Origin of the sequence: Devosia sp. YR412, from assembly GCF_900110945.1 — a bacterium.
GTDB lineage: Bacteria > Pseudomonadota > Alphaproteobacteria > Rhizobiales > Devosiaceae > Devosia.
On sequence record NZ_FOFL01000002.1, the window covers coordinates 25,282 to 51,092 of the forward strand.

Sequence of the window (25,811 nt, forward strand, 5' to 3'; positions counted from 1 at the left end):
CTCCCCCTGAAGAGGAGGAGGAACAGATCCAATTCCTGGCACTATCGTGCCACAGACAGCGCACAGATTCCTCCCCTATCAGGGGGAGGTTAGGTGGGGTATCCAACAAGGACTCTTCGGCCGTTCTAATTCCGATACCGGCCCGCGAAGATGATCTCACCCTCATGAATGGTGAGGCCCTTGATGGTGGCCCGGTACTTCCCCGGCAGGCCTTCAGCCTCGACCACCCAGCCCTTCTTCAGCATGCCGGCGAACACCTTCTCGCCGATATCCTTGAAGTCGCCGGGCCCCAACGCATTCTCTTCACCGAGATGCGTCAGGGCCTTGATTTCGCGATTGGACGGACGCTGCGGCATCAGGCGGCCTGCGCTGCCTTGAGGTCCGGCGCGGTCGCTTCGGCCATCAATGCGACGATCGCATCCATGCTCGGCTCGACTTTCTGGCCCTCGGTGCCGAGACGACGCACCGAGACGGTGCCCTCCTCGGCCTCGCGCTTGCCCACCACGAACATCAGCGGCACCTTGCCGACCGAATGCTCGCGCACCTTGTAGTTGATCTTCTCGTTGCGCACGTCGAGCTCGGCCCTTATGCCGGCCGCCTTGAGCTGGCTGACCAGCTTGGCCGCATAGTCATCGGCTTCCGAGACGATGGTCGCGACAACCACCTGGGTTGGCGCCAGCCACATCGGCATCTTGCCGGCATAGTTTTCGATCATCATGCCGATGAAGCGCTCGAGCGAGCCGAGGATCGCCCGATGCAGCATCACCGCATACTGGCGCGAACCGTCTTCGGCCACATAAGTGGCGTCCAGCCGTTCCGGCAGCACATAGTCGAGCTGCAGCGTGCCCACCTGCCACGAGCGCCCGATGGCGTCCTTGAGGTGGAACTCGAGCTTGGGTGCATAGAAGGCGCCCTCGCCTTCGGCGATCTCGAAATCATAACCGGTCGCACGCAGGGCATCGCCCAGCGCCTTTTCCGCCGCATCCCAGCGTTCCACCGTGCCACCGAACTTTTCCGGACGGGTCGCCAGCTTGATCACCACATTCTCGAAGCCCATGTGGCCATAGACCGAATAGAGCAGATGCACGAAATGCTCGGTTTCGCTCTGGATCTGGTCTTCACGGCAGAAGATATGCGCGTCGTCCTGCGTCATCTGGCGAACGCGCATCAGCCCGTGCAGGGCCCCATGCGCCTCGTTACGATGGCAGCAGCCGAATTCCGCCATGCGCAGCGGCAGGTCACGGTAGCTCTTGATGCCCTGGTTGAAGATCTGCACATGCGCCGGGCAGTTCATTGGCTTGAGCGCCATCAGCTCGCCCTTGCCGGAAAGAACCGGACCGGTTTCTTCCGTGCCTGGCACTTCGTCGGGCACCACGAACATGTTTTCGCGATACTTGCCCCAATGGCCCGATTGCTCCCAGAACTTGGAGCTCATCAGCTGCGGTGTCTTTACTTCCACATAGCCCGACGAATTCAGACGGCGGCGGATGTAGGCCTCCATCTGATTGTACAGCACATAGCCCTTGGGGTGCCAGAACACCGACCCCTGCGCTTCCGGCTGGAAGTGGTAGAGGTCCATCTCCTGGCCAATCTTGCGATGGTCGCGCTTTTCCGCCTCTTCCACCATGTGGAGATAGGCTTCCAACTCTTCCTTGCTTGCAAAGGCGGTGCCGTAGATGCGGCTCAGCACCGGATTATTGCTGTCGCCACGCCAATAGGCGCCGGCCACCTTGGTCAGCTTGAACGCCATGCCGACGTCCTTGACCGTGCGCATATGCGGCCCGCGGCAAAGGTCGATCCACTGGCCCTGCTTGTACATTTTCAGCGACTGGTCAGCCGGAATCGCGTCGACCAGTTCCACCTTGAAGTTTTCGCCACGCGCATTGAAGAAGGCTTTGGCCTGGTCGCGCGTCCACACTTCCTTGGTGAAGGCAGCGCCACGCTCGATGATCTCGGCCATCTTCTTTTCTATGGCCGGGAAGTCTTCTTCCGAGAAGGGCTCGTCGCGCTTGAAGTCGTAATAGAAGCCGTTCTCGATCACCGGGCCGATCGTCACCTGCGTCGTCGGCCACAATTCCTGCACCGCTTCGGCCAGCACATGCGCGGCATCGTGCCGGATCAGCTCCAGCACGTCCTTGGACCCGCTATCGCGCGTCACGAACTCGATCTTGCCGTCGTCTTGCAACTCATCAGACAAATCAGACAACACGCCATTCCAGCGCATCGCCACCGTCTTCTTGGCCAGGCTCTTGGAGATGCCTTCGACCACGGTGGTCCCGGTGGTGCCACGCGCATAGTCGCGAGCTGCACCGTCGGGGAACGTCACCTTGATCGTCATTGTAGGTCTCCAGAAATAGGGGTCATGCTACGATTTTCGTAGCAAGGGCGCCTGTCTAGCACGATTGGCTATTATTTCCAGCGCCCATAGCGCCAGGGCGCGAACCAACGACCGCGCTCCGGAACAGCCTCCGGCACCGGGTCATAGCCATGTGTTCCGCCCGGCCGGCACCGCACAAACCGCGCCAGTCCCATCCAGCCGCCCGGCCAGAAGCCGAACTGCCAGATGGCGTCGCTTGTATATTCCGAACAGCTCGGCAGGTGCCGGCAGTTCCGCCCGACGAACATCGACAGCGTGTAGCGGTAGAGCGTGATCAGAAACACCGCCGCAAATTTGAACGGCAGGTCCACCATCCGCCAGAACAGCGAGATGACGCGATCCATCACCCGGCCGCCGCAAGTGATTCTGCGGATTCGACTTTTTCCAGCGCCTCAACCACCGCATCAAACACCAGAAGCGTCGACATATGCCGCGCCTTGTAGTCCCGCACCGGCTCGAGATATTTGAGGTCGTCCCACTTTCCCGACGGTGGCGCACCATCCGCCTTGAGCATGGCAACCATGGTCTCGCGCAGCGCCACAAACTCCCCCACCGGCGTGCCGACAATCTCCCGCGCAACCACCGCCGCCGAGGTCTGTCCCAGCGCGCAGGCGGAGACCACATGGCCATAGCCCACGATCACCCCGTCACGCACCGCGACATCCACCTCCACCACCGAGCCACACACCCGGCTCACCTTCCGGGCTCTTGCATCAGCCTGCGCCAGCCGTCCAGGCTGGGGCGCATTGCCCGCCAGATCGAGGATTTTTTGGGAATAGAGATCGCTCAGGTCCATCAACCAGACAATTCTGTTTCTTGTCGCCACTGCTTGCTCTCCTTATATAGGGCGTCGCAAGCGGGCTAGCATCACCCAACTGGTCCAAAATCGCTCTGGTCTCGTAGAATGGCCAAGCGCACAGGAGCCGCCGTCATGGATGCCACCACCAAGCCGTTTGGCGCCGTTGCCACGTCCACTGCCCCCTATCCCCGCCCGACCCGCGAAGAGGCCGAGGCCGCCGTGCGCACTTTGCTGGCCTGGGCTGGCGATGATCCGACTCGCGAAGGGCTGCTCGAAACGCCGGCCCGCGTCACCAAGGCCTATGGCGAATTCTTCGCCGGCTATGGGCAGAACGCCGGCGAAATTCTGTCGAAGACCTTCAAGGAAGTCGGCGGCTATGACGATATCGTCCTGGTCAAGGACATCCCCTTCTCGTCCCATTGCGAGCACCACATGGTGCCCTTCGTCGGCAAGGCCCATATCGCCTATCTGCCGCATGACGGCGTCGTCGGGCTGTCGAAGCTTGCCCGTCTGGTGGAAGTCTTTGCCCGCCGCCTGCAGACCCAGGAAAACCTGACGGCGCAGATCATCGACGCCATCAACGAGCATCTCGGCCCCCGCGGCGCCGCCGTCATGCTGGAAGCCGAGCATATGTGCATGTCGATGCGCGGCGTCCGCGCCCATGGCGCCTCCACCGTCACCCACCGCTTCACCGGCGTCTTCGCCGAAGACCGCAATGAGCAGGACCGGTTCTTCTCAATGACCCGGAGATAGTTCTCCATGACCCTCACCTTCACCGATCCAGCGCCCCTCACCCACGGCCAGCTCGAAGAAGGCACCGCCTTCGCGCCGCGCTTTGATGCGAACGGCCTCGTCACCGTCGTCACGGTGGAAGCCGGCAGCAATGAAGTGCTGATGCTGGCGCATATGAATGCCAAGGCGCTGGCGCTGACGCTGGAGACCGGCATTGCCCATTACTGGTCGCGCTCACGCGGCAAGCTGTGGAAGAAGGGCGAGACCTCGGGCGAATTGCAGGAAGTCGTCGAGCTCCGCACCGATTGCGACCAGGACGCCCTGGTGATGGTGGTAAACCAGACTGGCCGCGGCGCTGCCTGCCACACCGGCCGCAAGAGCTGCTTCTATCGCCGCGCCGTCGTCACCGGCGATTCCGTCACGCTGCAAGACACCGGCCTACCGAAGCTCTTCGACCCGAAACAGGTCTACAGCGCCTGATCCTGCGTGACGCTTTTGCGACAAAAGCGCCCAGTTCACACGCTTTCGTGAGCCATCTGTGAACGCCGCCTTAATCTGGCAAGATTCTTCGCACTCTTAGGGACAAGCCGCATTTCTCCTCCGGAATACGAAGGAGCGAGCCATGCATCTGGCGAATGCCCCATATGCATCAACTATTTGCACTATGCGGCGTTCGAGCTTTGCCGAAGAAGTCGGCTTTACAAGACCCACAGGGCATAGCGTTGAAGCGTCACCTTACAAACCTGCCTACCCGTCGTCAGTTCCTTCAGGGACTCGCCGCTGTTTCACTTCTCTCGACCACGGCCTTGACAGCGCCCGCCTTCGCACAGGTGACGCCGCAGGCTGCCGAGTTTGCCTTCGATTTCGACAGCTTCAGCGCCCGCATGCAGGAGATTGCCGCGGCCGATTTCGTGCCGCCCTCGCGCGACCTGCCCGCCGCCTTCGCCGATCTCGATTACGACGCCTATCGACGCATCCAGTACAGCACCGACGCCAGCAAGTGGCTCGACGATAACCTCGGCTATCGCCTGCAGGCCTTCCACATGGGCTGGCTCTTCCCTGAGCCGGTACAGGTTTATGAAATCCAGGGCGGCACCGCCCGCTCCATCGGCTTCAGCGCCAAGGATTTCGACTATCACGACGATGCCGTCGAGGCCGCTGCCGCCGAAGTTACCGATTTCCCGGGCGTTGCCGGATTCCGCATCAATGCGCCGATGAACAGCACGGCCATGTATGACGAGGTGGTCTCCTTCCTCGGCGCCAGCTATTTCCGTGCACTTGGCCGCAACAACAATTACGGTCTCTCCGCCCGTGGCCTGGTCATGAACACCTGGCTCGAGGGTCCGGAAGAATTTCCGCGTTTTTCCGAATTCTACGTCGAAAAGCCCACCGCCATCGGCAATCCGCTGACCATCTATGCGGCGCTCGAAGGCCCGTCCGTGGCCGGCGCCTATCGCTTCATCTTGACGCCCGCCGGCGAGGCGCATCAGGAGACGACGCTGGAAGTCACCGCGCGGCTGTATTTCCGCGGCGATGTCACCGAGCTGGGCATTGCCCCGCTGACCTCCATGTATCTGTTCGCCGAGGCCAACCGCACCGGCTTTGACGACTATCGTCCGCAGGTCCATGACAGCAATGGCCTGCTGATCCAGAACGAGGCAGGTGAAGTCACCTGGCGTGCGCTCAACAATGCCGCGACGCTCGGCACCTCCTACTTCTGGGAAAACAACCCCCGTGCCTTCGGCCTCTACCAGCGTGGCCGCGATTTCGAGGCCTATCAGGATGCGGGCGCCCATTACGAGCGCCGCCCGTCCCTGCGCATCGAACCGATCGGCAATTGGGGCCAGGGCCATGTGCGCCTGGTGGAAATTCCCTCGCGTCTGGAAGGCGACGACAATATCGCCGCCTTCTGGATTCCCGAGGAGAAGGTGACTGCCGGTAGCTCGCGTGAATTGAGCTATCGCATGGTCTGGGGCGACCTAAATCCCGATTCAGCAAGCCCGATTGCCCATGTGGCAGAAACGCGCAGCGGCGTCGGCGGTGTGTCCGGCGTGGAAGCTGTTGAGAACTTTAAGAAATTCGTCATCGACTTTGCGGGGGGCAAGCTCGCGAGCATGACGGATGAGACCCAGCTCGAGGTAGTGGCCGAGGCAGCGGGCGGAACCATAACAAGTTCCGTGCTTTCTCGTGTCGATGCCAACGGCGTCTGGCGTCTCGTGCTCGACGTCGAAACTGGAGACTCCAGCAACGTCGAGCTCAAGGCCTACGTGATGGGTCTTGGCCGCAAGCTGACTGAAACATGGCTCTATCAGTGGAGGCCCTAGCATGAAGCATAGTGCAGATTTTCCGTTCGCCCGCGCCCTGCCCGACGCACCCTTGGACATGCCCAAGCAATTGCTCGAGCGCCGCAGTCTGCTTGACTTGCTGCGGATGACCCTGTCAGCCCTTACCGGGCGCTAGGTCTTCGGGTACCGCATGCTTGTTCCTGCCTTTTTTCGATTGGCGACCCTGTCGATCGCAGCGACCCTCACCGCTTTGGGGGCGCATGTCTTCCTGCGCCTGACAGGCGAAGGTGGCCTGACCATCGTCGATCTCCTGCGCACCGGCCTAGTGGCCTTCAGCGGCTTCTGGCTGGTCTGGGGCAGTGCTGCCGCTATTCTCGGGGTGTTTCGCCCGGTCCGCATCCAGACCGGCGAAGCCACGGCACCGAACGGCATGACCGCCATTCTGGTGCCGGTCTATAACGAAGACCCGATCGCCACGTTCTCGCGCATTGCCGCGATGAACCGCAGCCTGGTCGATCTCGGGATTTCCGGGAAATTTCACTTCGTCATCCTGTCGGACACCCAGGTGATGGAAACCGCGGCCCAAGAAGCCGTGTGGTTCAACACGCTGCTCGACGAGCCTGATGCCATCGGCCGGATTTTCTATCGCCGTCGCGAGCGCAATATTGGCCGCAAGGCCGGCAATATCGAAGATTTCATCGCCCGCTCCGGCGGCGCCTATGATTATGCGCTGATCCTCGATGCTGACAGCCTGATGGAAGGCAAGACCATTGCCGCCATGGCCCGCCGCATGGATGGCGACGACCAGCTCGGCCTGCTGCAGACCGTGCCGCATGTCATTCATGCCAGGACCACCTTTGGCCGTTCGCTGCAGTTTGCCTCGACCTATCTGTCGCCGACCTTTGCCCGCGGCGCTGCCCTGATGGCCGGTCGCGAGGGCCCCTATTGGGGTCACAATGCCATGGTGCGCATGCGCGCCTTTGCCTCCTGCTGCGGCCTGCCGGTCCTCTCCGGCAAGCCCCCCTTTGGCGGCCATATCCTCAGCCATGACTATGTCGAGGCGGCGCTGCTGTCGCGTGGCGGCTGGAAGGTCAATCTCGACCCGTCCATGCCCGGCTCTTATGAAGAGGGTCCGGAAAACCTCATCGAATATGCCAAGCGTGACCGCCGCTGGTGCCAGGGCAACCTGCAGCATGCCCGGCTCGTCGGCGCGCCCGGCCTCAAGATCTGGAGCCGCTTCACCTTCATCCAGGGCATCATGGCCTATATGGCATCCCCGCTCTGGCTGCTGCTGCTGATCGCCAGCGTCGTCGCCGCCATGTATCCCGACATGCCGATCTTCATGCCCGGCTTCATGAACATCAACTTCAGTGCCTGGACCCTGATCGTGGCCGTCGCGATCGTTCTGCTGCTGCCCAAATTCGCCATCCTGACCCGCGGCATGTTCGACGGCCACAACCGGCGATTCGGCGGCACTATCCGCTCGTTCGCTTCGGTGCTGGGCGAAATCCTGGTCTCGACGCTCTTGGCACCAACCCTGCTGCTGCTGCAGACCCGCTCGGTGCTGCAGGTGCTGCTCGGCCTCGACGGCGGCTGGCCCGCCACGACGCGCGGCCAGAACTGGGTCGATCTCAAGACCGCTTTTCAGGCCAGCTGGTGGATCGTCACCATCGCCGTGTTGACCCTGGGCGGTGTTCTGATCTTCGCTCCTACCAGCGCCATCTGGGTGGCCCCGGCCATGGTACCGGCGATCCTCGCACCATTCCTGATTTCGCTGACCTCGCGCCCGACCGAAAATCCCGGCACGCCGCTGCTCTTCGCCTCGGACTCCGAACTGGCCCCACCCAGCATCGTCAGCACGCAGCGCGCCATCTTCGCCGCCTGGACCAATAAGGGCACAACGCAGGACGCCGGTCTGGTCTCCTTGAGAACCGCACAGCATGTCACTGCCTGAACATACCAATTATCGTGCCGCCGGCCTGCTCGGGCCGACCTGGGCGCGCGCCATCTGGTCGCGCCCGGCCGCCGCACCCGCCGCGCCGATGACCGGTCGCGATGACCGTCTCGACATGTTCCGCGGCCTGGCGCTGGTGATGATCTTCATCAACCACGTGCCCGGCACGGTCTACGAAGCCTTCACCAATCGCAATTTCGGCTTTTCCGATGCGGCCGAAGCCTTCGTCTTCATGTCCGGCATGGCGGCGGGCCTCGCCTATTCCAACCGCTTCCGCAGCGGCAATCTCTGGGCCGCCACGGCAAAAGTCTGGGCCCGTGCGCGCCAGCTGTATTTCGTCCACATCACCATCACCATGCTCTGCATCGCCATCTTCGCCGGCGCGGCAAAATGGTTTGGCCTGACCGACCTCCTGACCAAGAACAATCTGGCGCCGCTGTTCCAGCAGCCACTCGGCGCGCTGATCGGCATTCCCCTGCTTAGCCATCAGCTCGGCTATCTCAACATCCTGCCGCTCTATATGACGCTGCTGCTGGCCAGCCCGCTGATCATCGTGGCCGGCCTGCGCAGGCCCTGGCTGGTGCTGATCGCCTCGGTCGCCCTGTGGTTTGCGGCCGGCCAGTTCCGCCTCAACTTCCCCGCCTTCCCCAATCCGGGCGGCTGGTTCTTCGACCCCTTTTCCTGGCAATTGCTTTTCGTGCTCGGCCTGCTGACCGGCACGGCGATGAAGGTCGGCGGCAAATTCATTCCCTGGTCGCCGGTCCTCTTCTGGCTCGCCGCAGCCTTCCTCGTCTTCACCCTGCTCTGGATGAAGGTTCCGCCGATCGGCAAGGGCATGAATGGCGCCATGGGCTGGCTCAGCAGCATTGGCGTGCCCTTCTACATCACCTGGTTCGACAAGACCTTCCTCTCCCTGCCCCGCCTGCTGCACGCCCTGGCGCTTTTCTACGTGCTGGGCAGCCTTCCCATCATGCGCCGCCTCGCCAGCTCGGCCTTGGCCACGCCCCTGCGCCTGATGGGTCGCCAGGGCCTCGCCACCTTCGCCACCGGCACCGTGCTGTCGATCCTGCTGCAATCCATCAAAGCTGGCCACCCCGGCAACGATCCCGTCTTTGACGGCATCCTCCTCGGCAGCGGGCTGTTGTTGCTCGTTGCCCTGGCCTGGGCGCTGACCAGGACGGCGGAGATCAGTCGCGCAAAAGCCGCCTAGGCTTTTCGCTCGAACAGCCCCACCATCAAAATCCCGCCGAAAAACCCGCCGAGATGCGCCTGCCACGCGACCGACATTTCCATGCCCGTCACCAGCGGCAGCAGCGGCACGGCGGCATTGAGCACCACCCAGATCAGGATGAAGAACCGAGCCCGGCTATCGCGCCAAAGGTCGGCAAAGCTGGCCAGCCGCCGCCCCAGCACCACCCGTTCGCCGGTCTCGGGATGATTGGCCACAATCACTGGCTGGAAGATGAACCGGCAGGCCGCCCCGGTCAGCCCGGCCACGCCACCCGATGCGCCGATCAGATACGAGCCCGACAGCAGCGTCGTCGCCGCAAACAGCGCCGCGCCGCCCGCTGCCGAGACGAAAAAGATCGCCAGCATCGGCCCTGCCCCATAGCGTCGCGCTACGGGCGTCGCAAAAATCGCGAACCAGGCCGAATTGACCAGCACATGCTCCCAGCCGCCATGCAGCAGCGCGTGGCTGAACGGCGTCCACAACAGCGGAATGGCCAGCGACGGATCGGAGGGCGCGGCCACGATGCGCAGCGGCTGGAAGGCGAACCAGAACACCAGCTGCAAATAGCCGTCCTGGTTAAGCACCACGGTTGATGCGAGGTGAATGGCCAGCAGCACGCCGATCACCGCCGTCACGCTGCCCGGCAAAAGGAACACCGGCTCACGCCCGCTGGGGCCCGGTTTGACTGGCGGCTGACCTTGTTCACTCATCACTTCGCTCCGACTCGCTGGCGCCCTGCGCCTCACGCTGTTCTTTTCCACATGCCGGCCCCGGCGTTAACCTTAACTGTTCTTTAAGAGGGCTTTTGTCGCCCGCTTTTGACAATGTGAGCCCTGCGGCGGCAGCGTTCCATCAGGGGGGAGCGCCCGCTTATATTGGGCGGGTCGAGAGAACAATGCAAAAAGCTAGCACCAGGACGCTGTACGATTATTGGAACGCCATTCGCGGTGCCCGCAGCGCGCCCGATCGCAAGGACATCGATCCGACGCGCATCCGCGAAGCGCTGGCCAATACTTTCATCCTGGAGCTCGACGAAAGCGAGAAATTCTCCTTCCGTCTCGCCGGTTCGCATCTCTGCACCGCCTATTGCCGCGAGCTCAAGGGCCGCTCCTTTTCGACGCTCTGGCATGAGCGCGACCATGACGCCATGGAAACCCTGATGCGCGCCGTGACCGAGGATCACGCCGTCGCTCTGGTCACCTTCCAGGGCACCACCGCGCTGCACACCAAGGTCTCCTTCGAAACCATCCTGATGCCGCTGCGTCACAACGGCTCGACCCACACCCGCCTGCTCGGCGCCATGACTGCACTCGACGAGCCCTATTGGCTCGGCGTGCAGCCGATCATGGAACAGCGTATCACCGGCCTGCGCCTGATCTGGCCGGACGATGTCGCACTGGAAGAATCGGTACGCGAAGTCGCCGCCAGCGTCGTCAACGACTCCGGCTTCTCCAACGGCCCTGCCCCCACCGCCATGCCGGCCATGGTTTATGGTCGTTCGGCCCGCCGCTACGCCCATCTGGCTGTCATCGACGGCGGCCGCCAATAGTCGGCATTTTCTTTAAAAATCAGCGATCTGCGCGCGTTTGATGTGCGCCGATCGCGGCTGAAACTCACCTTGCGTTAACCAGGACAGGCTAGCCTGCTCATCATCTGAGTCCCTGGCGGTCCGGCGAATGCTGAGCGACGACCTTCCTTCATCGCAGTTCATCGCCCCTAACCGCACGCGTGCGGAGGCGACGAAATTCCAGCGCGTCCGCGTGTCGGTGCTTGGCCGCTACATGCTGGCCGACCGCCGCGAATTCCCCTGCCAGATTCTCGAAATGTCGCCGGGCGACGCCATGGTCATCGCTCCAGTGGCCGGTGTGGTCGGTGAAAAGGTTATCGCCTATGTCGACCATGTCGGCCGCATCGAAGGCGTGATCCAGAGCCAGATCGACGGCGGCTTCTGCATGGATATCGCCGCTTCGCCCCGCAAGCGCGACAAGATGGCCGCCCAGCTCACCTGGCTGGCCAACAAGGACGTGCTCAACCTCCCCGAGGATCGTCGCCACGAGCGCGTCGTCCCCGATATCCGCCATTCCACCGTCGTGCTCGACGATGGCCGCCGCTACAATTGCAAGATCATCGACATCTCGCTTTCGGGCGCCGCCATCGAACTCGACGTCCGCCCGGCCATGGGCACCCCGGTCACCCTCGGCCGCATGCGCGCCCGCGTCGTCCGCCACTTCCAGAACGGCGTCGCCGTGGAATTCGCCTCGGCCCAGGAAATGCTGACGGTTATCCAACAAAACCTCAGAATGAACTAAGACTGTCGCATCTGTGAGTGGCGCCGCCCGGTCGCGCTGCTTATGAAGCTTGCATGACACTCCTGCTGCGCACCCTCCTCCTCGCCACCCTTCTCCTCATCTTGCCATCCAACGCCTTCGCCGATGGGCGGACCGATTGGAAAGACTACGCCTGGCAGGAGATCAAGCTGACCAAATGCGCCAGCGACAGCATGACCGTGGCCTGCCCGCTCTATCACCAGAAATGGGACTGGAAGCGCAACCAGTGGGTCGACATCACCATCAGCATGGACTTGGTCCGCGGTGAGCTGGAACTGACCCAGCGCCTCACCGACAACGACCCCAAGGATGACGACCACGTCTGCGTCACCGCCCTCGGCGTCGACGCCGCCGGCAACAACATCATCGCCCATCATCAGAACTGGCACATGCACCCGCGCCAGATCGAGGAACGCGCCTTCAGCATCCGTTCATCCCGCCTCTCCAGCATCACCAGCCTTTTCATCGGCTCCAAACAATGCCGCCAGGGCGCCAGCCAGGACGACGACCTTTATGCGCGGGTGCTGGCCGGGATTGCGAACTAGGAGCTGGCATCGGGGATACCCCCACCCACCCGACCCCTTCGGGGCCACCCTCCCCACAGGGGGGAGGGATAAGAAAGAATTCGAGACCGGTGAGCTCTCAATTCCCTCCCCTGAATGGGGAGGGTGGCCCCGGAGGGGTCGGGTGGGGTGATGGCCAGGCACGATATTAGCTCGCGCCGCCAAGCCTCTGGCCCGCATGGTTAATTCCTCCGGAATCACATCGATAAAACACGCATAAAATGTGCATCTCAGTTTTCTGATCGCCCTAAGTCGCGCTCCCTAACGTGGTCTCCATCAGGGAGACTGCAATGCACACGAACACCAAGGGACTGCGAACCGCGCTGCTGGGAGCCATGCTCGCTCTCGCCGCCATCGCCGCCCCGGCCCAGGCGCTGGACACCACCAATGTCGCCTTTATCCAGACCTCGACCGCCCCGACCTCGATTCCGGTCGGCCACCTCGAATTCTGCAAGAGCCACCGCGACGACTGCCGTCCGCATGCCAATCCGGTCACCGCCGTGTCACTGGATGACCAGCGCTGGCAGCAGCTGCTCAATATCAATGCCTATGTGAACCAGACCGTCACCCCCGTCACGGACGAGGATCTCTATAAGGTCGCCGAATTCTGGACCTATCCCAACGGCTATGGCGATTGCGAAGACTATGCGCTGGAAAAGCGCCGCCAGCTGATCGGCGCCGGCTGGCCCGCCAGCACGCTGCTGATGGCCGTAGTCAAGCAGGCCAATGGCGAAGGCCATGCCGTGCTGCTGGTCCGCACCGATCGCGGCGATCTCGTGCTCGACAACCAGGTCGGCTCGGTCGATCTGTGGAGCCAGACGCCCTATAAATTCGTCAAGCGCCAGTCCCAGGCCGACGCCGGCCAGTGGGTCGACATGATGGATGATCGCAACATCACCATCACCGCGGCTATCCAGTAGAACACGCAGTTACAGGAGCGAGGCCGAAGGGTGCGCTCCGAACAGTTCCAGGCTCCGCCCGGATCGCAAGATCCAGCCTATCCCTGATAGGAGTCTGAAGAATGAGGCCAGCTTCGCAAGAGGCTGGCTTCATTGTTTCTGCGGTTCTGAATTACCAGCCAAGGATCGCCACATAGGCGCCCATGAACAGCAGGCCAGTGAGAAAAGCCCAGCCGAAGGCCACCACGGCCGACACCAGCGCCGAGGTCATCGACAGCGTGCCACCCTCTTCATGCTGCCAGCCGAGCTGCAGCATGATGTAGGGACCACAGATAAAACTCATCGCTACATGGCCCATCGACGAGATGAAGGTCTTGCCGTCATAGCGCAGCATGGCCTGCTGACGCGCCACGAACTGGTAGAGATGGGTGCCGGCACCAGCCATGCAGAGCCCCACGCCGATCAGGAAAGCCGCGAGCAAAAGTTCCTTCGTCATGCTATCCATCCCCGTCGTCTGCAGCATTTGGACTGCAGGCATTAACCCTTCATTAAGCATATTGGCTGCCTGATGACCTGTCACCTTCCCACGATGAAACTGGTTAATGCTGGAGATGGGCTCCAAATCCGCATCGGCGCTGCGCCAACCGGGCCATTCCTCCCTGGCCTACAACCTTGCCTGCATTGGTGTTTTCACGCTTTTTCTGGCGGTGAGCGCGGCCTATCTGGTCGATGAACTGGGCCGCATGGACGACGTGCCATCCCCAGGTTTGAGCGATGCCGATCCGGTTTTGCAGACCATCGCCGGCCAGGAATTATCCATTCCGCGCCGCTGGTTTCGCTATGGCGAGCAGATTCGCGATGGCTTCACCGACCAGATCAACTTGCGGGTGATTTTTCCGGCCGACACCGCGCATGGCACCCAGCCAGTCGACGTGACGCTGCTGCCGCCCAGCCGCGCCCGCACCAGCGCCAGCCTGCTCGACCGCGTCTATCTGCACCAATTCGCCGATGAAACGCTCGACGGCGTGCCAGGCCTCGTCGGCAAACCCATGCTGGCCCAAAACGGCTATGCCGGCGAAAGCGTCTGGTATGACGCCCTCTCGCCCAACCCCTTCGTCGCCAAATGCCAGCAACCGATCGCCGAAGGCGGCACCGCCCAATGCGTCCGCACCGTCACCCTCCCCACTGGCATAGCCGCCATCTACACCTTCGACGCCAGCCTGCTGCAGTCGTGGCGCGGCTTCGATGACGAGGTGAAGAAATGGCTGGAGCCGATCAAGGCCTGGTGAGCTTTTCGGACAACAAAAAATCCCGCTCGCGCGGGATTTTTTCACTTACTCTCGATGCCGTCAGCGTTCAGCCGACGTCATCCAGATCGATATCGAGGATCGACATGTTGAAGATGTAGGACTTGTCGCCGTCCTCGTCATCGACATGGATCAGCCCGATCGACTCGTCGCCGATGAACACTTCCACGGAATCATTGAGCTTCACGCGCGGGCGTACGTCGATGTTCTTGTTGTTGAATTTCAGTTGCAGGAACTTCTGCAGTTTGATGATCTCGGGATGGTTCACTGTCGATGTCCTGCTATTTGGTTGAGCCGGCAATCTAGTCACAAGCTCAACGCATACAAGCCCGAAACAGTGCCATTTTAGCGGTGAGAACCCGGCCTACGGTCTTGCCCCGTCACTCGGCTGGCGCACCAAGGTCGTGCACCAGCACCATCTGATCCATCACCAAAGCCGGCTGCGCACAGCCCGCTTCGCCGATCACCTTGGCCGGCACACCTGCGACGGTGACCCGCGGCGGCACTTCCTTGAGCACGACCGAGCCGGCGCCGATGCGCGAGCAGTCGCCGATCTTGATATTGCCGAGCACCGTCGCGCCGGCACCGATGAGCACGCCATTGCCGATTTTGGGGTGACGGTCCTGGTCCGACTTGCCGGTACCGCCCAGCGTCACATTCTGCAGCATGGAGACATTGTCGCCCACCACCGCCGTCTCGCCGATGACGAGGCCCGTGCCATGGTCGAGCATGATGCCCTTGCCCATCACCACGGCCGGATTGATGTCGACCTGGAACACCTGGCTGGCGCGGCTCTGGAGGTACAGCGCGAAGTCCCGGCGGCCGGCCATGAACATGGCATGGGCAAAGCGATGCGTCTGGATCGCCTGATAGCCCTTGAAATATAGCAGCGGCTCGATTGCCCGGTGGCAGGCGGGGTCACGCTCCAGCGTGGCCGCCAGATCAACCCGCGCATTGATGGCAATCTCGGGTGCATCATTGAGGGTCTCGGCAAAAGCCTGGCGGATCAGATCGGCGGAGACGTCATCATGGTCGAGTCGCGCGGCAAGGCGATGCGCCAAAGCCTGCTCGAACGTGTCGTGATTGAGAATCGCCGAGACAGCCATATTGGCCAAAGAGGGCTCGGAACTGACGATCTGCCGGGCCCCGGCGCGCACGGCTTCCCAGACGGGATCGACCGTCTTGAGGGTCGCTGATGTCTTGGCGCTGGTCGGCATGGCGCGTCTCCGCTTCATCGAGAGATACCGATATAAGCCATCTCGTGCTCCAAAACAAAGCCCTGACGGGCCGATTGGTTCACGATTGGCTCAATCAGGCGAATGTCTTGCCCAGAAAGGCCAGCGCGGCTGCCTTGAAGGCCTTATCGCCGGTGGCCCGCATATGGTCGCGCTTGGGAATGGTGAAGGCCTCGCCCTGCGGCAGCAGTTCGGCCAGTGGTTCGGGCGACCCGGCCATATCGTCGGCCTCCCCCACCGCCACCAGCACCGGCACATCGATCCGCCGCACGTCGGCCCGCGCCATCGGCTGGCGCGAGGTTTCCATGCAGGCCGCCAGTGCCTCGCGATCGGCTCCAGTATGTTCAGCAAAGATGCGGAACTGCCGCGCCGTCGGATGGGTCAGCCCGGCCAAAGCCGGCGCCCGCAATCCGGCGATGATGTCATTGCCATCGCTCAGCCCATTGATCAGGTTCATCCCCATACCGCCAAAGATGGCGCAAGCGACCCGCTCGGGATGCTCATAGGCCAGAAAGGCACTTATCCGCGCGCCCATGGAGTAGCCTAGAATGGCAACGCGCTCGATCCCCAGGTGATCGAGCAGCGCCAGCGCATCATCCGCCATCTGCTGCGGATAGTAGCGTTCGGGATCGTAGGGCTTGTCGGAATCGCCATGTCCGCGATTGTCGAGGATAATGGCCCGGTATCCGGCGGCGGTCAGCGTTTCGACCCAGCCGGTGTCGATCCAGTTGACTTTGCCACTTGAGGCAAAGCCGTGAATGCACAGCACCGGCAAACCATCGCCAAAGCTCTGATAGGCAAGGTTTAATCCGTCCGAGGTGAACTGTGGCACGTGACCTATTCCTGCGCTCGATGCTAACAGTCTGTTAGCACTTGGTGACCATCTGCGACCACTTGGCCAATAGGGCGTGAGCCCTTTCTTTCGCTCCGTCCTTGGCATATGGTCCGGCCAAATCAAACAGGTTTATCGTCATGGCACACGGCACCACGCCCCATTTCCATAACACCGAGGGGCTTCGCCAGATCGAGGTCGGCTCCAAGGAATTCCAGTGCGTCGGCGCCCTGCCCCCGTTTGACCATCCCCATATCTATATCGACATGGGCAAGGACAACGAGGCGGTTTGCCCTTATTGTTCAACGCATTACGTGTTCAATTCGCGTCTTGCCGCCGGCACGTCCAACCCCGTATCCGCCATTTTCCACGCCGCCTGAGTTGCGCCCATGACGGGCACATTCTATGTCGCCGGCGCCGGCATATCCGGGCTGACGCTGGCGCTGGCTTTGGCCAAATTCGGCGCCACGGTCATCGTGCTGGAACGCAGCGCGACCATTTCCGAATTCGGCGCTGGCCTGCAGGTCAGCCCTAACGCCCGGAAAATCCTCGATAATCTTGGCCTAGCCGAGGCACTGACCGCCCGCGGCCTCGAGCCAGCCGGCATCGACATCTACCCCCACCGCGCTGCCAGTCCCTTGGTCACCATGGACCTCGGCGCCGCCATGCGCGAGGCCTTCGGCGCCCCCTATGCCGTGATGCACCGGGCCGACCTGGCCGACGCGCTCTACAAGGCCTGTCGGCGCTTTGCCAATATCGACATCCTGTTCGGCGTCCGCTCATGGGATGTCGTCTCACATGCCCGCGGCATCACCATTTCCATTGATGAAGCCAATGGCCAGACCCGCATGGGCCGCGGCCAGGCCTTCATCGGCGCCGACGGCGTCCACTCCCAGACCCGCATGAAACTGCTCGACGGCCCCTCGGCAAAATACGGAAATCGCGTGGCCTGGCGGGCACTTGTGCCATTTGATTCAGTCGCCGGACAGATTGCGCTCGACAAGGTTTCCGTCCTCTTCGGACATAACTACCACCTCGTCTGCTACCCTCTGCCGCATCGCCGCCAAGTCAATTTGGCGCTCTTCGCCGCGGTCAAGCAGATCAGCAAGGACCTCGGCAATCGACCCAGACTGCCTCGCGCTTTCCCCAAGGGTCCCCGCATCGAAGTCCTGCTCACCGCCGCCGGCGAAAGCTGGACGCCCTGGCCGCTCTACACGGTCAGCACGCCCAAATGGCATGCCGGAAACATCGGCATCCTCGGCGATGCCGCCCATGCCATGGTGCCCTTCCAGGCCCAGGGCGCGGCCATGGGCATCGAGGATGCCGCCACTCTCGCCCCGCTGCTAATCAGGGAAGCTAGCGCCGAAGCGGCTTTCGAGAAATACGAGGCTATGCGCCAGAAGCGCGTCGCCCGCGTCGCCCGCACCTCGGCGACCAATGGCAAGATTTTCCATATGCGCTGGCCCTTTAGCCTGGCGCGCAATCTGGGTATCCAGCTGCAGGGCAGTCGCGGCCATCTGCGCCGCCTCGCCTGGCTCTATGGTTATGAAGTGCCGGTAACACCGCCCGCCGATGGAACTTTGCACTACCCTTCGGCCTTGCGTTGAAAGGCTTGGCTGTGTCAACTGCGCGACATTATCAGACCGGCCGTGGACACAAAGGTTAGCGCAACCAGCATGCAAGCAGCGACCCGCTCACGCCTGACCCTCACCTGCATTCTGGTGACGATCCTGCTGGATATGATCGGTGTCGGCATCATCGTGCCGGTCCTGCCCGAATTGCTGGAAGACCTTACCGGCGGCAGCGTCGCCAATGCCGCCGTCATCGGCGGCTATCTGGTCTTTGCTTACGCCTTCATGCAGTTCGTTTTTTCGCCGGTGCTGGGCAATCTTTCCGATCGATTCGGCCGCCGTCCGATCCTCCTCGCTTCGCTGCTCGGCCTGACCTTCGACTACCTGATGATGTCGATCGCGCCCTTCGTCTGGTACCTGTTCATCGGCCGCATCATCGCCGGCATCGCTGGCGCGGCCCTCGCCACCGCCACGGCCTATATGGCCGACATCACCCCGCCGCATAAGCGTACCCATCGCTTCGGCCTGATCGGCGCCGCCTTTGGCCTCGGCTTCATCATCGGCCCGGTGATCGGCGGCGAACTGGGCGAACTCGGCCCGCGCGTACCCTTCTATGCCGCCGCCGGCTTGGCCTTCGCCAACTTCCTCTTTGGTCTGCTGGTGCTGCCGGAAAGCCTGCCCAAGACGTCGCGCCGCAAGTTCGACATCCGCCGCGCCAACCCCTTCGGCGCCGTCGCTGCCCTGCGCAAATACCCGGCGGTGCTGTGGCTGCTGGCCGTGCTGTTCTTCCTGCAGCTGGCGACGCAGGCCCTACCGACGATCTTCAGCTATTTCACCGTGGAAGTGTTTGCTTTCACCTCCTCCTCCATCGGCCGCACGCTGGGCGCCTTCGGCATCGGCTTCGCCGTCAGCCAAGCTGTGCTGGCAGCGCCGCTCTCCAAGGGTCTCGGTGAACCGGCTGTCGGCATCGTCGGCCTGCTGGCCGCCGCTGCAGCTTTTGCCGGCATCGCCTTCTCGGCCGATGTCTATCAGCTCTATCTGTTCATCGCCGTGGGCTGTGTCAGCGGCCTCGCGCCACCAGCCATCAATGGCGTGCTGTCGCGTCAGGTGCCCGACAATAGCCAAGGCGAGCTGCAGGGTGCAGTCAACGCCGCCAGTTCGCTGGCCACCATCATCGGGCCACTCGCCGCCACGCAGATCTTTTCCTATTACACCAGCGGCGCGCCAGGCTCGGAACACTATTTCCCCGGTGCCCCCTTCATCGCCTGCGGCATTGCCGTGGTGATTGCGCTGTTCGTCTTTGCTGTCGCCGCCTGGCGTTTCGAGCTGGGTCACCGCCCCAGCGTCGCTGATCACCCCCATGTGCCCGGCACCCCGCCGCCCGGCCAGGTTCGTATTGCCCCGATTGAAGATGACCCAGACCTCGATCCGCCCCGCCGCTGACGCCGATAAGCCCGCCATTCTTGCCATTGTCGCGCCCACCTTGGCGGCCGGCGAAACCTATGCCATTTCCCGCACTCTCGATGCGGACGGCGTCGACGCGTATTGGTTCGGCCCGACCCACGAAGTCTTTGTCGCTGAGCGGGACGGCATGATCCTTGGCACCTATTACTTGATGGCCAACCAGCAGGGCGGCGGCGCCCATGTTGCCAATTGCGGTTACATGACCTCCCCGGCAGCGCAGGGCAAGGGCATTGCTCGCGCCATGTGCGAACACTCGCTGGTCCGAGCGAGGGAGCGCGGGTTCCGCGCCATGCAGTTCAACCACGTCGTCTCGACCAATACCCGTGCTGTGGCCCTGTGGCAGCGCTTGGGTTTTGATATCGTCGGCACCCTGCCCCTGGCCTTCAAACACCCGTTCCACGGCTATGTGGACAGCTTTGTGATGTACCGCAGCCTGCTCTAGGCGTCCGTTTTAACGCTTCCTTATCTCGAAATAAGGCTGATAGCCGCGGGACATCTGCGGATTTATCGACACGTGAGCGGGCAGTTTTTCTTCACATTGCTGAACCCGGCGGTCGCGGCCATTCTGGCGGTGACCTTCCTCGTGCTGTGGCGCAAACGGTCGGATCAGCTTTACCTTGCCATGCTGGCGCTGGCCTTCGGCTGCAGCGGCGTCGCCTTCGCCATCAACGATCTGCTACCCTATTTCGAAACGCCGGCCTCCCGCATCGCGGCCAATCTGATGTTCCTCGTGGCCATCGCTTCCGCCTGCATTGGCGGCCTGCTCCGGGTTGGCCAACCCGTACCATGGCGGCTGTTTGCCGGCACCAGCGCGATCTGCGCTGTGCTGTTCAGCTGGTACCTGTTTGTTGCGCCTTCCACCGAAGCGCGCATTTATGTCGTCAGCGCAGCCTATGTCATTCTGACCTCCAAGACGGTCTGGATGCTGTTTCGCGCCACGCCGCGCGGGCTCGATTGGCTGTTTGTCGGCTTGTCATCGGCCCTGTTGCTGCTGGCCATTCTCCGCCCAGCCGCAACCCTGCTCAAGCAACTCGATATCAACAGCGCCGGCTCGTTCCGCGACTCGGCCTATTGGGCCACGGTCCAAGCAGTGACGCCGGTCATCGCTATTGCCATGGGCCTCGCCTTCCTCTTCGCGCTGGCCTCGCGTCTGTTCGACGAGTTGACCGCCGAGGCCAATCGCGACTTCCTCACCGGCCTGCTCAACCGCCGTGGCTTCGACAAGGGCGTGCAGAAGCTATTGGGCGGCGCGCCGGACGCCGCGGTGATGATCGTCGACATCGATAATTTCAAGCTGGTCAACGACACCTATGGCCATGGCACCGGCGACCAGGTGATCGCCGCAGTGGCCCGCGTGCTGACCAAGCAGGGCGAGGCCGATCTTGTGGCCCGCACCGGCGGCGAGGAATTCACCCTGTTCTACCGCGCCATTCAGCGCCCGACCTTGCTTGAGCATGCCGAGGCCATCCGCCACGAAATGACCCAGACCGAATTCCCCGGTCTGCCTTATGATCGGTATGTGACGGTCAGCATGGGCCTGCATCCGCGCATCAAGTCGGAGAGCATTTCCGAGATGATGTCCGCCGCCGACCGGGCGCTTTACGACGCCAAACGGGCCGGCAAGGATCGCGCGGTGCTGGGCGCCCCGCCGCTGCAGGCCCGGGCCTTCATCCATGAGCGCCGCGTCGGCAGCCGAGCCCGCGCCGTCTGATGCCGGACAACAAAAAGCCCCGCCGAAGCGGGGCTTTTCAATTCAGTTCTGCGACGCGGCTTACTTGCCCAGCGTCGACGGCCAGGTGCCGTGCAGGTCGGTGCCGCGACCGGCGATCTCGAAGCCATGTGCACCGAAGAAGTCGCGCTGGCCCTGGGTCAGGTTGGCCGTGCCCTGGGCTTGGCGATAGCTGTCGAAATAGCTCAGCGAAGCGGAGAGGCAGATCATCGGGAATTCGCCGACGGAAGCAGCAGCCACGACCTTGCGCAGACTCGGATGGCTGTCCTTCATGATGGTGACGAAGTCGGGCACGACCAGCAGATTGGTGGCTTCGCCCTTGGCATAGGCCGAGGACATCTGGTCGAGGAACCGCGAGCGAATGATGCAACCGGCGCGCCAGATCTTGGCGATGGTTGCCAGCGGCAGCGACCAGCCGAACTCTTCCGACGCCTTGGCGATCACCGCAAAGCCCTGTGCATAGGAAACGATCTTGCCGGCCAGCAGCGCCTTTTCGAGATCGGCTAATGTCACGTCGGTCTTGGCGCGGTTCGGCTTGCCATAGATGGCTTCGGCGGCTACCCGTTCAGCCTTGCGCGAGGACAGCGAACGCGCCGCAACGGCGCCTTCAATGGCGGTTGCCGGCACACCCATCTGCTGGGCGACGACGGCGGACCACATGCCTGTGCCCTTCTGACCGGCCTTGTCGAGGATCAGATCCACCAGCGGCTTGCCGGTCTCGGCGTCAACCGCCTCGAGCACATGGCCGGTGATTTCGATGAGGTAGGAATTTAGCGGACCCTGGTTCCATTCCTTGAACACGGCGGCGCATTCCTTGGCCGACATGCCCAAGCCATCACGCATCACGCCGTAGATTTCGGCGATCATCTGCATGTCGCCATATTCAATGCCATTGTGGATCATCTTGACGAAGTGGCCGGCGCCGCCCTCGCCCAGATAAGCGCAGCAGCTTTCGCCATTGAACTGGGCCGCGATGGCCGTCAGTACCGGCTCGGCATTGTGCCACTGTTCCTTGGAACCACCGACCATGATCGAGGGACCATGGCGCGCGCCTTCTTCACCACCGGAAACACCGACGCCGAGATAGCCGATGCCCTTGGGCTTGAGATAATCAAAGCGGCGCTGCGTATCGGTATAGAGCGAATTGCCGCATTCGATGATCGCGTCGCCCTGTTCGAGATGCGGCAACAGCTGCTCGATCATGTCGTCGACCGGCTGACCGGCTTTCACCATGATGATGATCGAGCGCGGCGCCTTGATAGTCTGGATGAAGTCGGCCAGATCGGCCTTGGGGATCACCTTGCCGTCGAGACCCTGTTCCTTGGCCGTGACCACGAAGTCGTCGATCTTGGACGCGGTTCGGTTGTGGACAGCGATGGTGTAGCCTTTTTCGGCAATATTCAGCGCCAGATTGGAGCCCATCACTGCCAGGCCGATCAGGCCAATATCCGCTGTCGACATGCAAACGTCCTTCCGAGAACTTTCCGTCCAGTCCATGCCTGTAGCGCATGGCTCGCGGCGGCGAACTGACCACAAACCAGCTTCATACGGAAGCCGGATTCGGGGAAATCTTGGCCGAATAATGCATCTGGTATGGCAGACCACCTTGTGTGATCGGACGCCTCTGCTTAGGGTCCGCGCAAAGTGGAGACCGCCCTTGCCTTCCAATCCCTTCGACCTCACCGGCAAACGCGCTCTGGTCACCGGCTCCAGCCGCGGCCTTGGCCTCGCCATGGCGACAGCCCTGGCCAATGCGGGCGCCGCCGTGGTGCTCAACGCCCGCGACAGCGTAGCCCTGGGCGCCGCCGCGCATGACCTTGCGGCGACGGGCGCCACCGTCAATGCCGTGACCTTCGACGTCACCAGCCGCGACAGCATCAACGATGCGGTCAACTATATCGAGGACGAAATCGGCCCGATCGACATCCTGGTCAACAATGCCGGCATGCAGTTCCGATCGTCGCTGGAAGCCTTTCCTCCGGAAAAATTCGACCAGGTCATCGCCACCAACCTGACCTCGGTGTTCAACGTCAGCCAGCCGGTGGCGCGCCACATGATTGCGCGCGGGTCGGGCAAGATCATCAATATCGCCTCGCTGCTAGCCCAACTGTCGCGCCCTTCCATCGCGCCCTATGCAGCAACCAAGGCGGCCGTGACCAATCTGACGCGCGGCATGGCGGTCGACTGGGCCAGGCATGGCCTCAACGTCAACGCCATCGCGCCGGGCTATTTCGCCACGGAAATGAACGACGCTTTGCTCAAGGACGACAAGTTCAACGCCTGGATCGAAAGCCGCACGCCGATGGGCCGCTGGGGTCAGCCCGAGGAATTGGGGGGCGCCGTGGTCTTCCTCGCCTCCGAGGCGGCCCGCTTCGTCAACGGACATATCCTCTATGTCGATGGCGCTTTCACCGCGACGGTCTAGGATCAGCTGATGACCCTCACCCCTTCCCGCATCATTATCGTCATGGGCGTCAGCTCATCGGGCAAGTCGACGGTGGGCCAGTCGATCGCCCGGCGCCTGCATGTGTCCTTCCTCGATGGCGACGGCTACCATCCGGAGGCCAATGTCGAGAAGATGCGCGCCGGCATTCCGCTGACCGATGAAGACCGTTGGCCGTGGCTGGAAACGCTGGCAACGGCGCTGCATGAAGCGGCCGAGAAGAAGCAAGCCGCCGTCGGCGCCTGCTCGGCGCTCAAGCGGTCATATCGGGAGTTTTTGGTCAAGAAGGCCGGCGAACCGATCCTGTTTGTCTATCTCGACGGCACAAAAGAAATCATCGCCGAGCGCATGGCCAAGCGGAAGCATGAGTATATGCCGCCAAGCCTGCTCGACAGCCAGTTCGCCACTCTGGAAGTTCCGGATCCGGCCACCGAGAATGTTCAGGTGCTACCGGTGACCGACAGCGTCGAAAAGCTCACCATGGCGGTGGTCAAGGGGCTCGACCACCTCAAGAGCTTCAAGCGCTGGCAATAGGCCGCTTGAGCCAGGCCTCGCCCCGCGCAGACAGGCGATAGCCGACCGCAAGGCTCTCGGTCAGCCCCAACGCCTTGAGCCGCCGCACATTGCCCTTGAACTTGACCTGCGGTAGGTCGAGGACCTTGGCCAGCTCGTGTGCCGACTGGCCGGGCTGGCTTTCGATCAGCTCGAGCGTCCGGCGCACCCAGGGCGTTGAGCCATCCATCCTGCCCAGCGTCTCGGCGATGATCGCCGCCTCGGCATCGGAAAGGTCGGCATTCTCCCGCAGTGCCGCGCGCGGGTCTTCGCCGAGATAGCGCAGGCGAATGCGGTACAGCGTGCCCTCGCGATTGCCCAGCATGGCATCGAGGTCGCTGCGCGTCTCGAAACCGGCCCGCTTGAGGTCTTCCGGGGTGACGGCATTGAGCGCCACGACATCCACCGCGTCGATTGCCAGCACGCCCGCCGCCGTGGTCAGCGTGCCGCCGGCCTTGACCGTGGGCCGGACCCATTTGCGAAACGCCGTGTCGAACCGGCCGGCGGCGATCGCCTCAAAGTCTTCTGCATTGATCAGCATGGTCATCTCTCCATTGGGGCGGCCGACGCCGCCTGGCGCGAAAACCGGCCTTGCCCATAGGCCACAAGCGCCGCCGCCGCAACGACAACCAGCGCACCGGCCACCGACCAGATGTCCAGCACCACGCCCAACAGGGCCACGTCGAACAGGAAAGCCCAGATGATGCCGGTATATTCATAACCCGCCAGCAGCGACACCGGGGCCCGCGCCACCGCCTCCATCATGAAGATATGCCCCATGCCGCCGAGCAGGCCTGCGACGATCAGGGTACCAAAAGTCCAGCTGTCGAGTTCGGCCCAACCGAAGGCCAGTGTTGAGAGCCCGACAAGCGTACTCACGACGGCGAAGGATAGCGCAATGCTGGCTGGCGGATCGGTCCGGGTCAGATCCTTGACCTGCACCCGCGACAGCGCGCCGGTGGCCGCCATGGCGAGGCCCGCCGCAACGCCGATCAGCGTGCCCTGCCGGACTTCGGTGCCGACCAGCGCCGGATAGAGCATCAGCAATATACCGAGCAGACCGAGCAGCACCGCGCCCACCACCAATGCGCCGGGCCGTTCGCGCAGGAATATCATGGCCGCGCAGATCGACATGAGGGGCGTCAGATAGCTGATCGCCTGCGCCAGCCCAACCGAGAGATAGCCCAGCGCGATGAAGTTGAACATCATCACGCCGGAGCCGAGAATGCCTCGGATCAGGTGTTTATGTGGATATTTGGTGCGCAGCGAGCTGCCCAGCTCTTGGCGAAACCACAGATAGATCAGGATCGGCCCCAGCGCGACGATACTGCGCCAGAACACCAATTGCCCAACCGGCGCGACTTTGGCCGCCTCGTGGATAATGGCGTTCATCGCCGTCAGCGTGAACAGGGCAAAGGTGGAGAGCAGCAGCGCCAAGGCTGGGCTGGCGCTGCGTGTGGAGACGTGGAGTGCGGTCATGCCCCGCTTCTAGCGGGGCATTGGTTTGAAGT

At 62.6% G+C, this 25,811-nt stretch carries 30 protein-coding genes; 18 read left to right on the forward strand and 12 right to left on the reverse strand.

Annotated elements, in window-relative coordinates; translation table 11 throughout:
* Window positions 1–125: 125 nt before the first annotated feature.
* The 4 genes from BM045_RS06390 to BM045_RS06405 form a co-directional block, all read right to left on the reverse strand.
* A complete protein-coding gene (locus BM045_RS06390; RefSeq protein WP_092181092.1) occupies window positions 126–356 on the reverse strand; it encodes a hypothetical protein in 231 nt (76 codons plus the stop codon).
* On the reverse strand, window positions 356–2,338 hold the full coding sequence (gene thrS, locus BM045_RS06395) for a threonine--tRNA ligase (protein WP_092181095.1): 1,983 nt from the start codon (window positions 2,336–2,338) through the stop codon (window positions 356–358). The genes BM045_RS06390 and thrS overlap by 1 nt, the downstream gene beginning before the upstream one ends.
* A gap of 71 nt (window positions 2,339–2,409) precedes the next feature.
* Window positions 2,410–2,721 carry a membrane protein insertion efficiency factor YidD gene (yidD, locus tag BM045_RS06400; protein ID WP_092181098.1) on the reverse strand — a complete coding sequence of 104 codons (312 nt, stop codon included), beginning with the start codon at window positions 2,719–2,721 and terminating at the stop codon, window positions 2,410–2,412.
* Window positions 2,721–3,173 (reverse strand): iron-sulfur cluster assembly scaffold protein, encoded by a 453-nt coding sequence (locus BM045_RS06405; protein WP_092181101.1) that lies wholly within the window; start codon window positions 3,171–3,173, stop codon window positions 2,721–2,723. Before BM045_RS06405 ends, yidD begins: the two co-directional genes overlap by 1 nt.
* A gap of 135 nt (window positions 3,174–3,308) precedes the next feature.
* Between BM045_RS06405 and folE the strand changes: the two genes are divergently transcribed.
* The 6 genes from folE (at window position 3,309) to BM045_RS06430 (ending at window position 9,357) form a co-directional block, all read left to right on the forward strand.
* Window positions 3,309–3,929 carry a GTP cyclohydrolase I FolE gene (gene folE / locus BM045_RS06410; protein WP_092183091.1) on the forward strand — a complete coding sequence of 207 codons (621 nt, stop codon included), beginning with the start codon at window positions 3,309–3,311 and terminating at the stop codon, window positions 3,927–3,929.
* A 6-nt stretch (window positions 3,930–3,935) separates the two neighbouring features.
* Window positions 3,936–4,388: a phosphoribosyl-AMP cyclohydrolase gene (gene hisI, locus BM045_RS06415; RefSeq protein WP_092181104.1), complete on the forward strand. Its 453-nt coding sequence runs from the start codon at window positions 3,936–3,938 to the stop codon at window positions 4,386–4,388.
* 326 nt (window positions 4,389–4,714) lie between these two features.
* The gene (locus BM045_RS06420) at window positions 4,715–6,232 is read left to right on the forward strand and encodes an OpgD/OpgG family glucan biosynthesis protein (protein ID WP_210184991.1); all 1,518 of its coding nucleotides are present in this window, start codon (window positions 4,715–4,717) and stop codon (window positions 6,230–6,232) included.
* A 1-nt stretch (window position 6,233) separates the two neighbouring features.
* Window positions 6,234–6,368 carry a hypothetical protein gene (locus BM045_RS19275; protein WP_280139439.1) on the forward strand — a complete coding sequence of 45 codons (135 nt, stop codon included), beginning with the start codon at window positions 6,234–6,236 and terminating at the stop codon, window positions 6,366–6,368.
* Window positions 6,369–6,383: 15 nt separating this feature from the next.
* Window positions 6,384–8,147: a glucans biosynthesis glucosyltransferase MdoH gene (gene mdoH / locus BM045_RS06425; RefSeq protein ID WP_092181109.1), complete on the forward strand. Its 1,764-nt coding sequence runs from the start codon at window positions 6,384–6,386 to the stop codon at window positions 8,145–8,147.
* Complete coding sequence (locus tag BM045_RS06430; protein ID WP_210184992.1) at window positions 8,134–9,357, forward strand: OpgC family protein; 1,224 nt, start codon at window positions 8,134–8,136, stop codon at window positions 9,355–9,357. Before mdoH ends, BM045_RS06430 begins: the two co-directional genes overlap by 14 nt.
* On the opposite strand, the gene BM045_RS06435 is transcribed toward BM045_RS06430, so the two are convergent.
* Window positions 9,354–10,088: a rhomboid family intramembrane serine protease gene (locus tag BM045_RS06435; RefSeq protein ID WP_092181112.1), complete on the reverse strand. Its 735-nt coding sequence runs from the start codon at window positions 10,086–10,088 to the stop codon at window positions 9,354–9,356. The genes BM045_RS06430 and BM045_RS06435 overlap by 4 nt on opposite strands.
* Window positions 10,089–10,273: 185 nt before the next feature.
* On the opposite strand from BM045_RS06435, the gene BM045_RS06440 reads away from it, so the two are divergent.
* The 4 genes from BM045_RS06440 (at window position 10,274) to BM045_RS06455 (ending at window position 13,188) form a co-directional block, all read left to right on the forward strand.
* Window positions 10,274–10,927: a PAS domain-containing protein gene (locus tag BM045_RS06440; RefSeq protein ID WP_092181115.1), complete on the forward strand. Its 654-nt coding sequence runs from the start codon at window positions 10,274–10,276 to the stop codon at window positions 10,925–10,927.
* Between the two features lie 127 nt (window positions 10,928–11,054).
* The gene (locus tag BM045_RS06445) at window positions 11,055–11,687 is read left to right on the forward strand and encodes a PilZ domain-containing protein (RefSeq protein ID WP_092181118.1); all 633 of its coding nucleotides are present in this window, start codon (window positions 11,055–11,057) and stop codon (window positions 11,685–11,687) included.
* 53 nt (window positions 11,688–11,740) lie between these two features.
* Window positions 11,741–12,250, forward strand: coding sequence for a hypothetical protein (locus BM045_RS06450; RefSeq protein WP_092181122.1), 510 nt, complete (start codon window positions 11,741–11,743; stop codon window positions 12,248–12,250).
* A 308-nt stretch (window positions 12,251–12,558) separates the two neighbouring features.
* Complete coding sequence (locus BM045_RS06455; protein WP_092181125.1) at window positions 12,559–13,188, forward strand: transglutaminase-like cysteine peptidase; 630 nt, start codon at window positions 12,559–12,561, stop codon at window positions 13,186–13,188.
* 151 nt (window positions 13,189–13,339) lie between these two features.
* Here the strand turns inward: BM045_RS06455 and BM045_RS06460 are convergent, their stop codons facing one another.
* Window positions 13,340–13,663 carry a DUF6949 family protein gene (locus BM045_RS06460; protein WP_139198729.1) on the reverse strand — a complete coding sequence of 108 codons (324 nt, stop codon included), beginning with the start codon at window positions 13,661–13,663 and terminating at the stop codon, window positions 13,340–13,342.
* A 106-nt stretch (window positions 13,664–13,769) separates the two neighbouring features.
* On the opposite strand from BM045_RS06460, the gene BM045_RS06465 reads away from it, so the two are divergent.
* On the forward strand, window positions 13,770–14,456 hold the full coding sequence (locus BM045_RS06465) for a hypothetical protein (protein WP_092181131.1): 687 nt from the start codon (window positions 13,770–13,772) through the stop codon (window positions 14,454–14,456).
* 67 nt (window positions 14,457–14,523) lie between these two features.
* Here the strand turns inward: BM045_RS06465 and BM045_RS06470 are convergent, their stop codons facing one another.
* The 3 genes from BM045_RS06470 to BM045_RS06480 all read right to left on the reverse strand — a co-directional run bounded on the left by BM045_RS06470 (window position 14,524) and on the right by BM045_RS06480 (window position 16,541).
* Complete coding sequence (locus tag BM045_RS06470; RefSeq protein ID WP_092181134.1) at window positions 14,524–14,742, reverse strand: DUF3126 family protein; 219 nt, start codon at window positions 14,740–14,742, stop codon at window positions 14,524–14,526.
* A 112-nt stretch (window positions 14,743–14,854) separates the two neighbouring features.
* Window positions 14,855–15,691, reverse strand: coding sequence for a serine O-acetyltransferase (gene cysE / locus BM045_RS06475; protein ID WP_244522911.1), 837 nt, complete (start codon window positions 15,689–15,691; stop codon window positions 14,855–14,857).
* A gap of 94 nt (window positions 15,692–15,785) precedes the next feature.
* A complete protein-coding gene (locus tag BM045_RS06480) occupies window positions 15,786–16,541 on the reverse strand; it encodes an alpha/beta fold hydrolase (RefSeq protein WP_244522912.1) in 756 nt (251 codons plus the stop codon).
* A 140-nt stretch (window positions 16,542–16,681) separates the two neighbouring features.
* Between BM045_RS06480 and BM045_RS06485 the strand changes: the two genes are divergently transcribed.
* The 5 genes from BM045_RS06485 to BM045_RS06505 all read left to right on the forward strand — a co-directional run bounded on the left by BM045_RS06485 (window position 16,682) and on the right by BM045_RS06505 (window position 21,287).
* On the forward strand, window positions 16,682–16,921 hold the full coding sequence (locus BM045_RS06485) for a zinc-finger domain-containing protein (protein WP_092181143.1): 240 nt from the start codon (window positions 16,682–16,684) through the stop codon (window positions 16,919–16,921).
* A gap of 9 nt (window positions 16,922–16,930) precedes the next feature.
* A complete protein-coding gene (locus BM045_RS06490; protein WP_092181146.1) occupies window positions 16,931–18,148 on the forward strand; it encodes an FAD-dependent monooxygenase in 1,218 nt (405 codons plus the stop codon).
* A gap of 69 nt (window positions 18,149–18,217) precedes the next feature.
* Window positions 18,218–19,555 carry a TCR/Tet family MFS transporter gene (locus tag BM045_RS06495; RefSeq protein WP_092181148.1) on the forward strand — a complete coding sequence of 446 codons (1,338 nt, stop codon included), beginning with the start codon at window positions 18,218–18,220 and terminating at the stop codon, window positions 19,553–19,555.
* Window positions 19,524–20,018 (forward strand): GNAT family N-acetyltransferase, encoded by a 495-nt coding sequence (locus BM045_RS06500; protein WP_092181151.1) that lies wholly within the window; start codon window positions 19,524–19,526, stop codon window positions 20,016–20,018. The genes BM045_RS06495 and BM045_RS06500 overlap by 32 nt, the downstream gene beginning before the upstream one ends.
* 72 nt (window positions 20,019–20,090) lie before the next feature.
* The gene (locus BM045_RS06505) at window positions 20,091–21,287 is read left to right on the forward strand and encodes a GGDEF domain-containing protein (protein WP_092181154.1); all 1,197 of its coding nucleotides are present in this window, start codon (window positions 20,091–20,093) and stop codon (window positions 21,285–21,287) included.
* A 60-nt stretch (window positions 21,288–21,347) separates the two neighbouring features.
* Here BM045_RS06505 and gndA read toward each other — a convergent pair whose 3' ends face one another.
* Window positions 21,348–22,766: an NADP-dependent phosphogluconate dehydrogenase gene (gndA, locus tag BM045_RS06510; RefSeq protein ID WP_092181157.1), complete on the reverse strand. Its 1,419-nt coding sequence runs from the start codon at window positions 22,764–22,766 to the stop codon at window positions 21,348–21,350.
* Window positions 22,767–22,962: 196 nt separating this feature from the next.
* Between gndA and BM045_RS06515 the strand changes: the two genes are divergently transcribed.
* Together BM045_RS06515 and BM045_RS06520 are read left to right on the forward strand one after the other, a co-directional pair.
* The gene (locus tag BM045_RS06515) at window positions 22,963–23,730 is read left to right on the forward strand and encodes a glucose 1-dehydrogenase (protein WP_244522913.1); all 768 of its coding nucleotides are present in this window, start codon (window positions 22,963–22,965) and stop codon (window positions 23,728–23,730) included.
* Window positions 23,731–23,739: 9 nt separating this feature from the next.
* The gene (locus BM045_RS06520) at window positions 23,740–24,282 is read left to right on the forward strand and encodes a gluconokinase (RefSeq protein ID WP_092181162.1); all 543 of its coding nucleotides are present in this window, start codon (window positions 23,740–23,742) and stop codon (window positions 24,280–24,282) included.
* Here BM045_RS06520 and BM045_RS06525 read toward each other — a convergent pair.
* Window positions 24,266–24,841, reverse strand: coding sequence for a hypothetical protein (locus BM045_RS06525; protein WP_092183095.1), 576 nt, complete (start codon window positions 24,839–24,841; stop codon window positions 24,266–24,268). The genes BM045_RS06520 and BM045_RS06525 overlap by 17 nt on opposite strands.
* A gap of 2 nt (window positions 24,842–24,843) precedes the next feature.
* Window positions 24,844–25,779, reverse strand: coding sequence for a DMT family transporter (locus tag BM045_RS06530; protein ID WP_092181165.1), 936 nt, complete (start codon window positions 25,777–25,779; stop codon window positions 24,844–24,846).
* Window positions 25,780–25,811 lie beyond the last annotated feature (32 nt).

Coding starts and splice junctions, on each gene's coding strand:
- BM045_RS06435 (WP_092181112.1), bottom strand. CDS start 10,088: ATGAGTGAACAAGGTCAGCCGCCAGTCAAACCGGGCCCCAGCGGGCGT.
- BM045_RS06500 (WP_092181151.1), top strand. CDS start 19,524: ATGACCCAGACCTCGATCCGCCCCGCCGCTGACGCCGATAAGCCCGCC.
- BM045_RS06460 (WP_139198729.1), bottom strand. CDS start 13,663: ATGACGAAGGAACTTTTGCTCGCGGCTTTCCTGATCGGCGTGGGGCTC.
- BM045_RS06405 (WP_092181101.1), bottom strand. CDS start 3,173: ATGGACCTGAGCGATCTCTATTCCCAAAAAATCCTCGATCTGGCGGGC.
- gndA (WP_092181157.1), bottom strand. CDS start 22,766: ATGTCGACAGCGGATATTGGCCTGATCGGCCTGGCAGTGATGGGCTCC.
- BM045_RS06465 (WP_092181131.1), top strand. CDS start 13,770: ATGCTGGAGATGGGCTCCAAATCCGCATCGGCGCTGCGCCAACCGGGC.
- BM045_RS06390 (WP_092181092.1), bottom strand. CDS start 356: ATGCCGCAGCGTCCGTCCAATCGCGAAATCAAGGCCCTGACGCATCTC.
- BM045_RS06520 (WP_092181162.1), top strand. CDS start 23,740: ATGACCCTCACCCCTTCCCGCATCATTATCGTCATGGGCGTCAGCTCA.
- BM045_RS06485 (WP_092181143.1), top strand. CDS start 16,682: ATGGCACACGGCACCACGCCCCATTTCCATAACACCGAGGGGCTTCGC.
- BM045_RS06455 (WP_092181125.1), top strand. CDS start 12,559: ATGCACACGAACACCAAGGGACTGCGAACCGCGCTGCTGGGAGCCATG.
- BM045_RS06530 (WP_092181165.1), bottom strand. CDS start 25,779: ATGACCGCACTCCACGTCTCCACACGCAGCGCCAGCCCAGCCTTGGCG.
- thrS (WP_092181095.1), bottom strand. CDS start 2,338: ATGACGATCAAGGTGACGTTCCCCGACGGTGCAGCTCGCGACTATGCG.
- yidD (WP_092181098.1), bottom strand. CDS start 2,721: ATGGATCGCGTCATCTCGCTGTTCTGGCGGATGGTGGACCTGCCGTTC.
- folE (WP_092183091.1), top strand. CDS start 3,309: ATGGATGCCACCACCAAGCCGTTTGGCGCCGTTGCCACGTCCACTGCC.
- BM045_RS06450 (WP_092181122.1), top strand. CDS start 11,741: ATGACACTCCTGCTGCGCACCCTCCTCCTCGCCACCCTTCTCCTCATC.
- BM045_RS06430 (WP_210184992.1), top strand. CDS start 8,134: ATGTCACTGCCTGAACATACCAATTATCGTGCCGCCGGCCTGCTCGGG.
- mdoH (WP_092181109.1), top strand. CDS start 6,384: ATGCTTGTTCCTGCCTTTTTTCGATTGGCGACCCTGTCGATCGCAGCG.
- BM045_RS19275 (WP_280139439.1), top strand. CDS start 6,234: ATGAAGCATAGTGCAGATTTTCCGTTCGCCCGCGCCCTGCCCGACGCA.
- BM045_RS06495 (WP_092181148.1), top strand. CDS start 18,218: ATGCAAGCAGCGACCCGCTCACGCCTGACCCTCACCTGCATTCTGGTG.
- BM045_RS06525 (WP_092183095.1), bottom strand. CDS start 24,841: ATGCTGATCAATGCAGAAGACTTTGAGGCGATCGCCGCCGGCCGGTTC.
- hisI (WP_092181104.1), top strand. CDS start 3,936: ATGACCCTCACCTTCACCGATCCAGCGCCCCTCACCCACGGCCAGCTC.
- BM045_RS06440 (WP_092181115.1), top strand. CDS start 10,274: ATGCAAAAAGCTAGCACCAGGACGCTGTACGATTATTGGAACGCCATT.
- BM045_RS06445 (WP_092181118.1), top strand. CDS start 11,055: ATGCTGAGCGACGACCTTCCTTCATCGCAGTTCATCGCCCCTAACCGC.
- cysE (WP_244522911.1), bottom strand. CDS start 15,691: ATGCCGACCAGCGCCAAGACATCAGCGACCCTCAAGACGGTCGATCCC.
- BM045_RS06490 (WP_092181146.1), top strand. CDS start 16,931: ATGACGGGCACATTCTATGTCGCCGGCGCCGGCATATCCGGGCTGACG.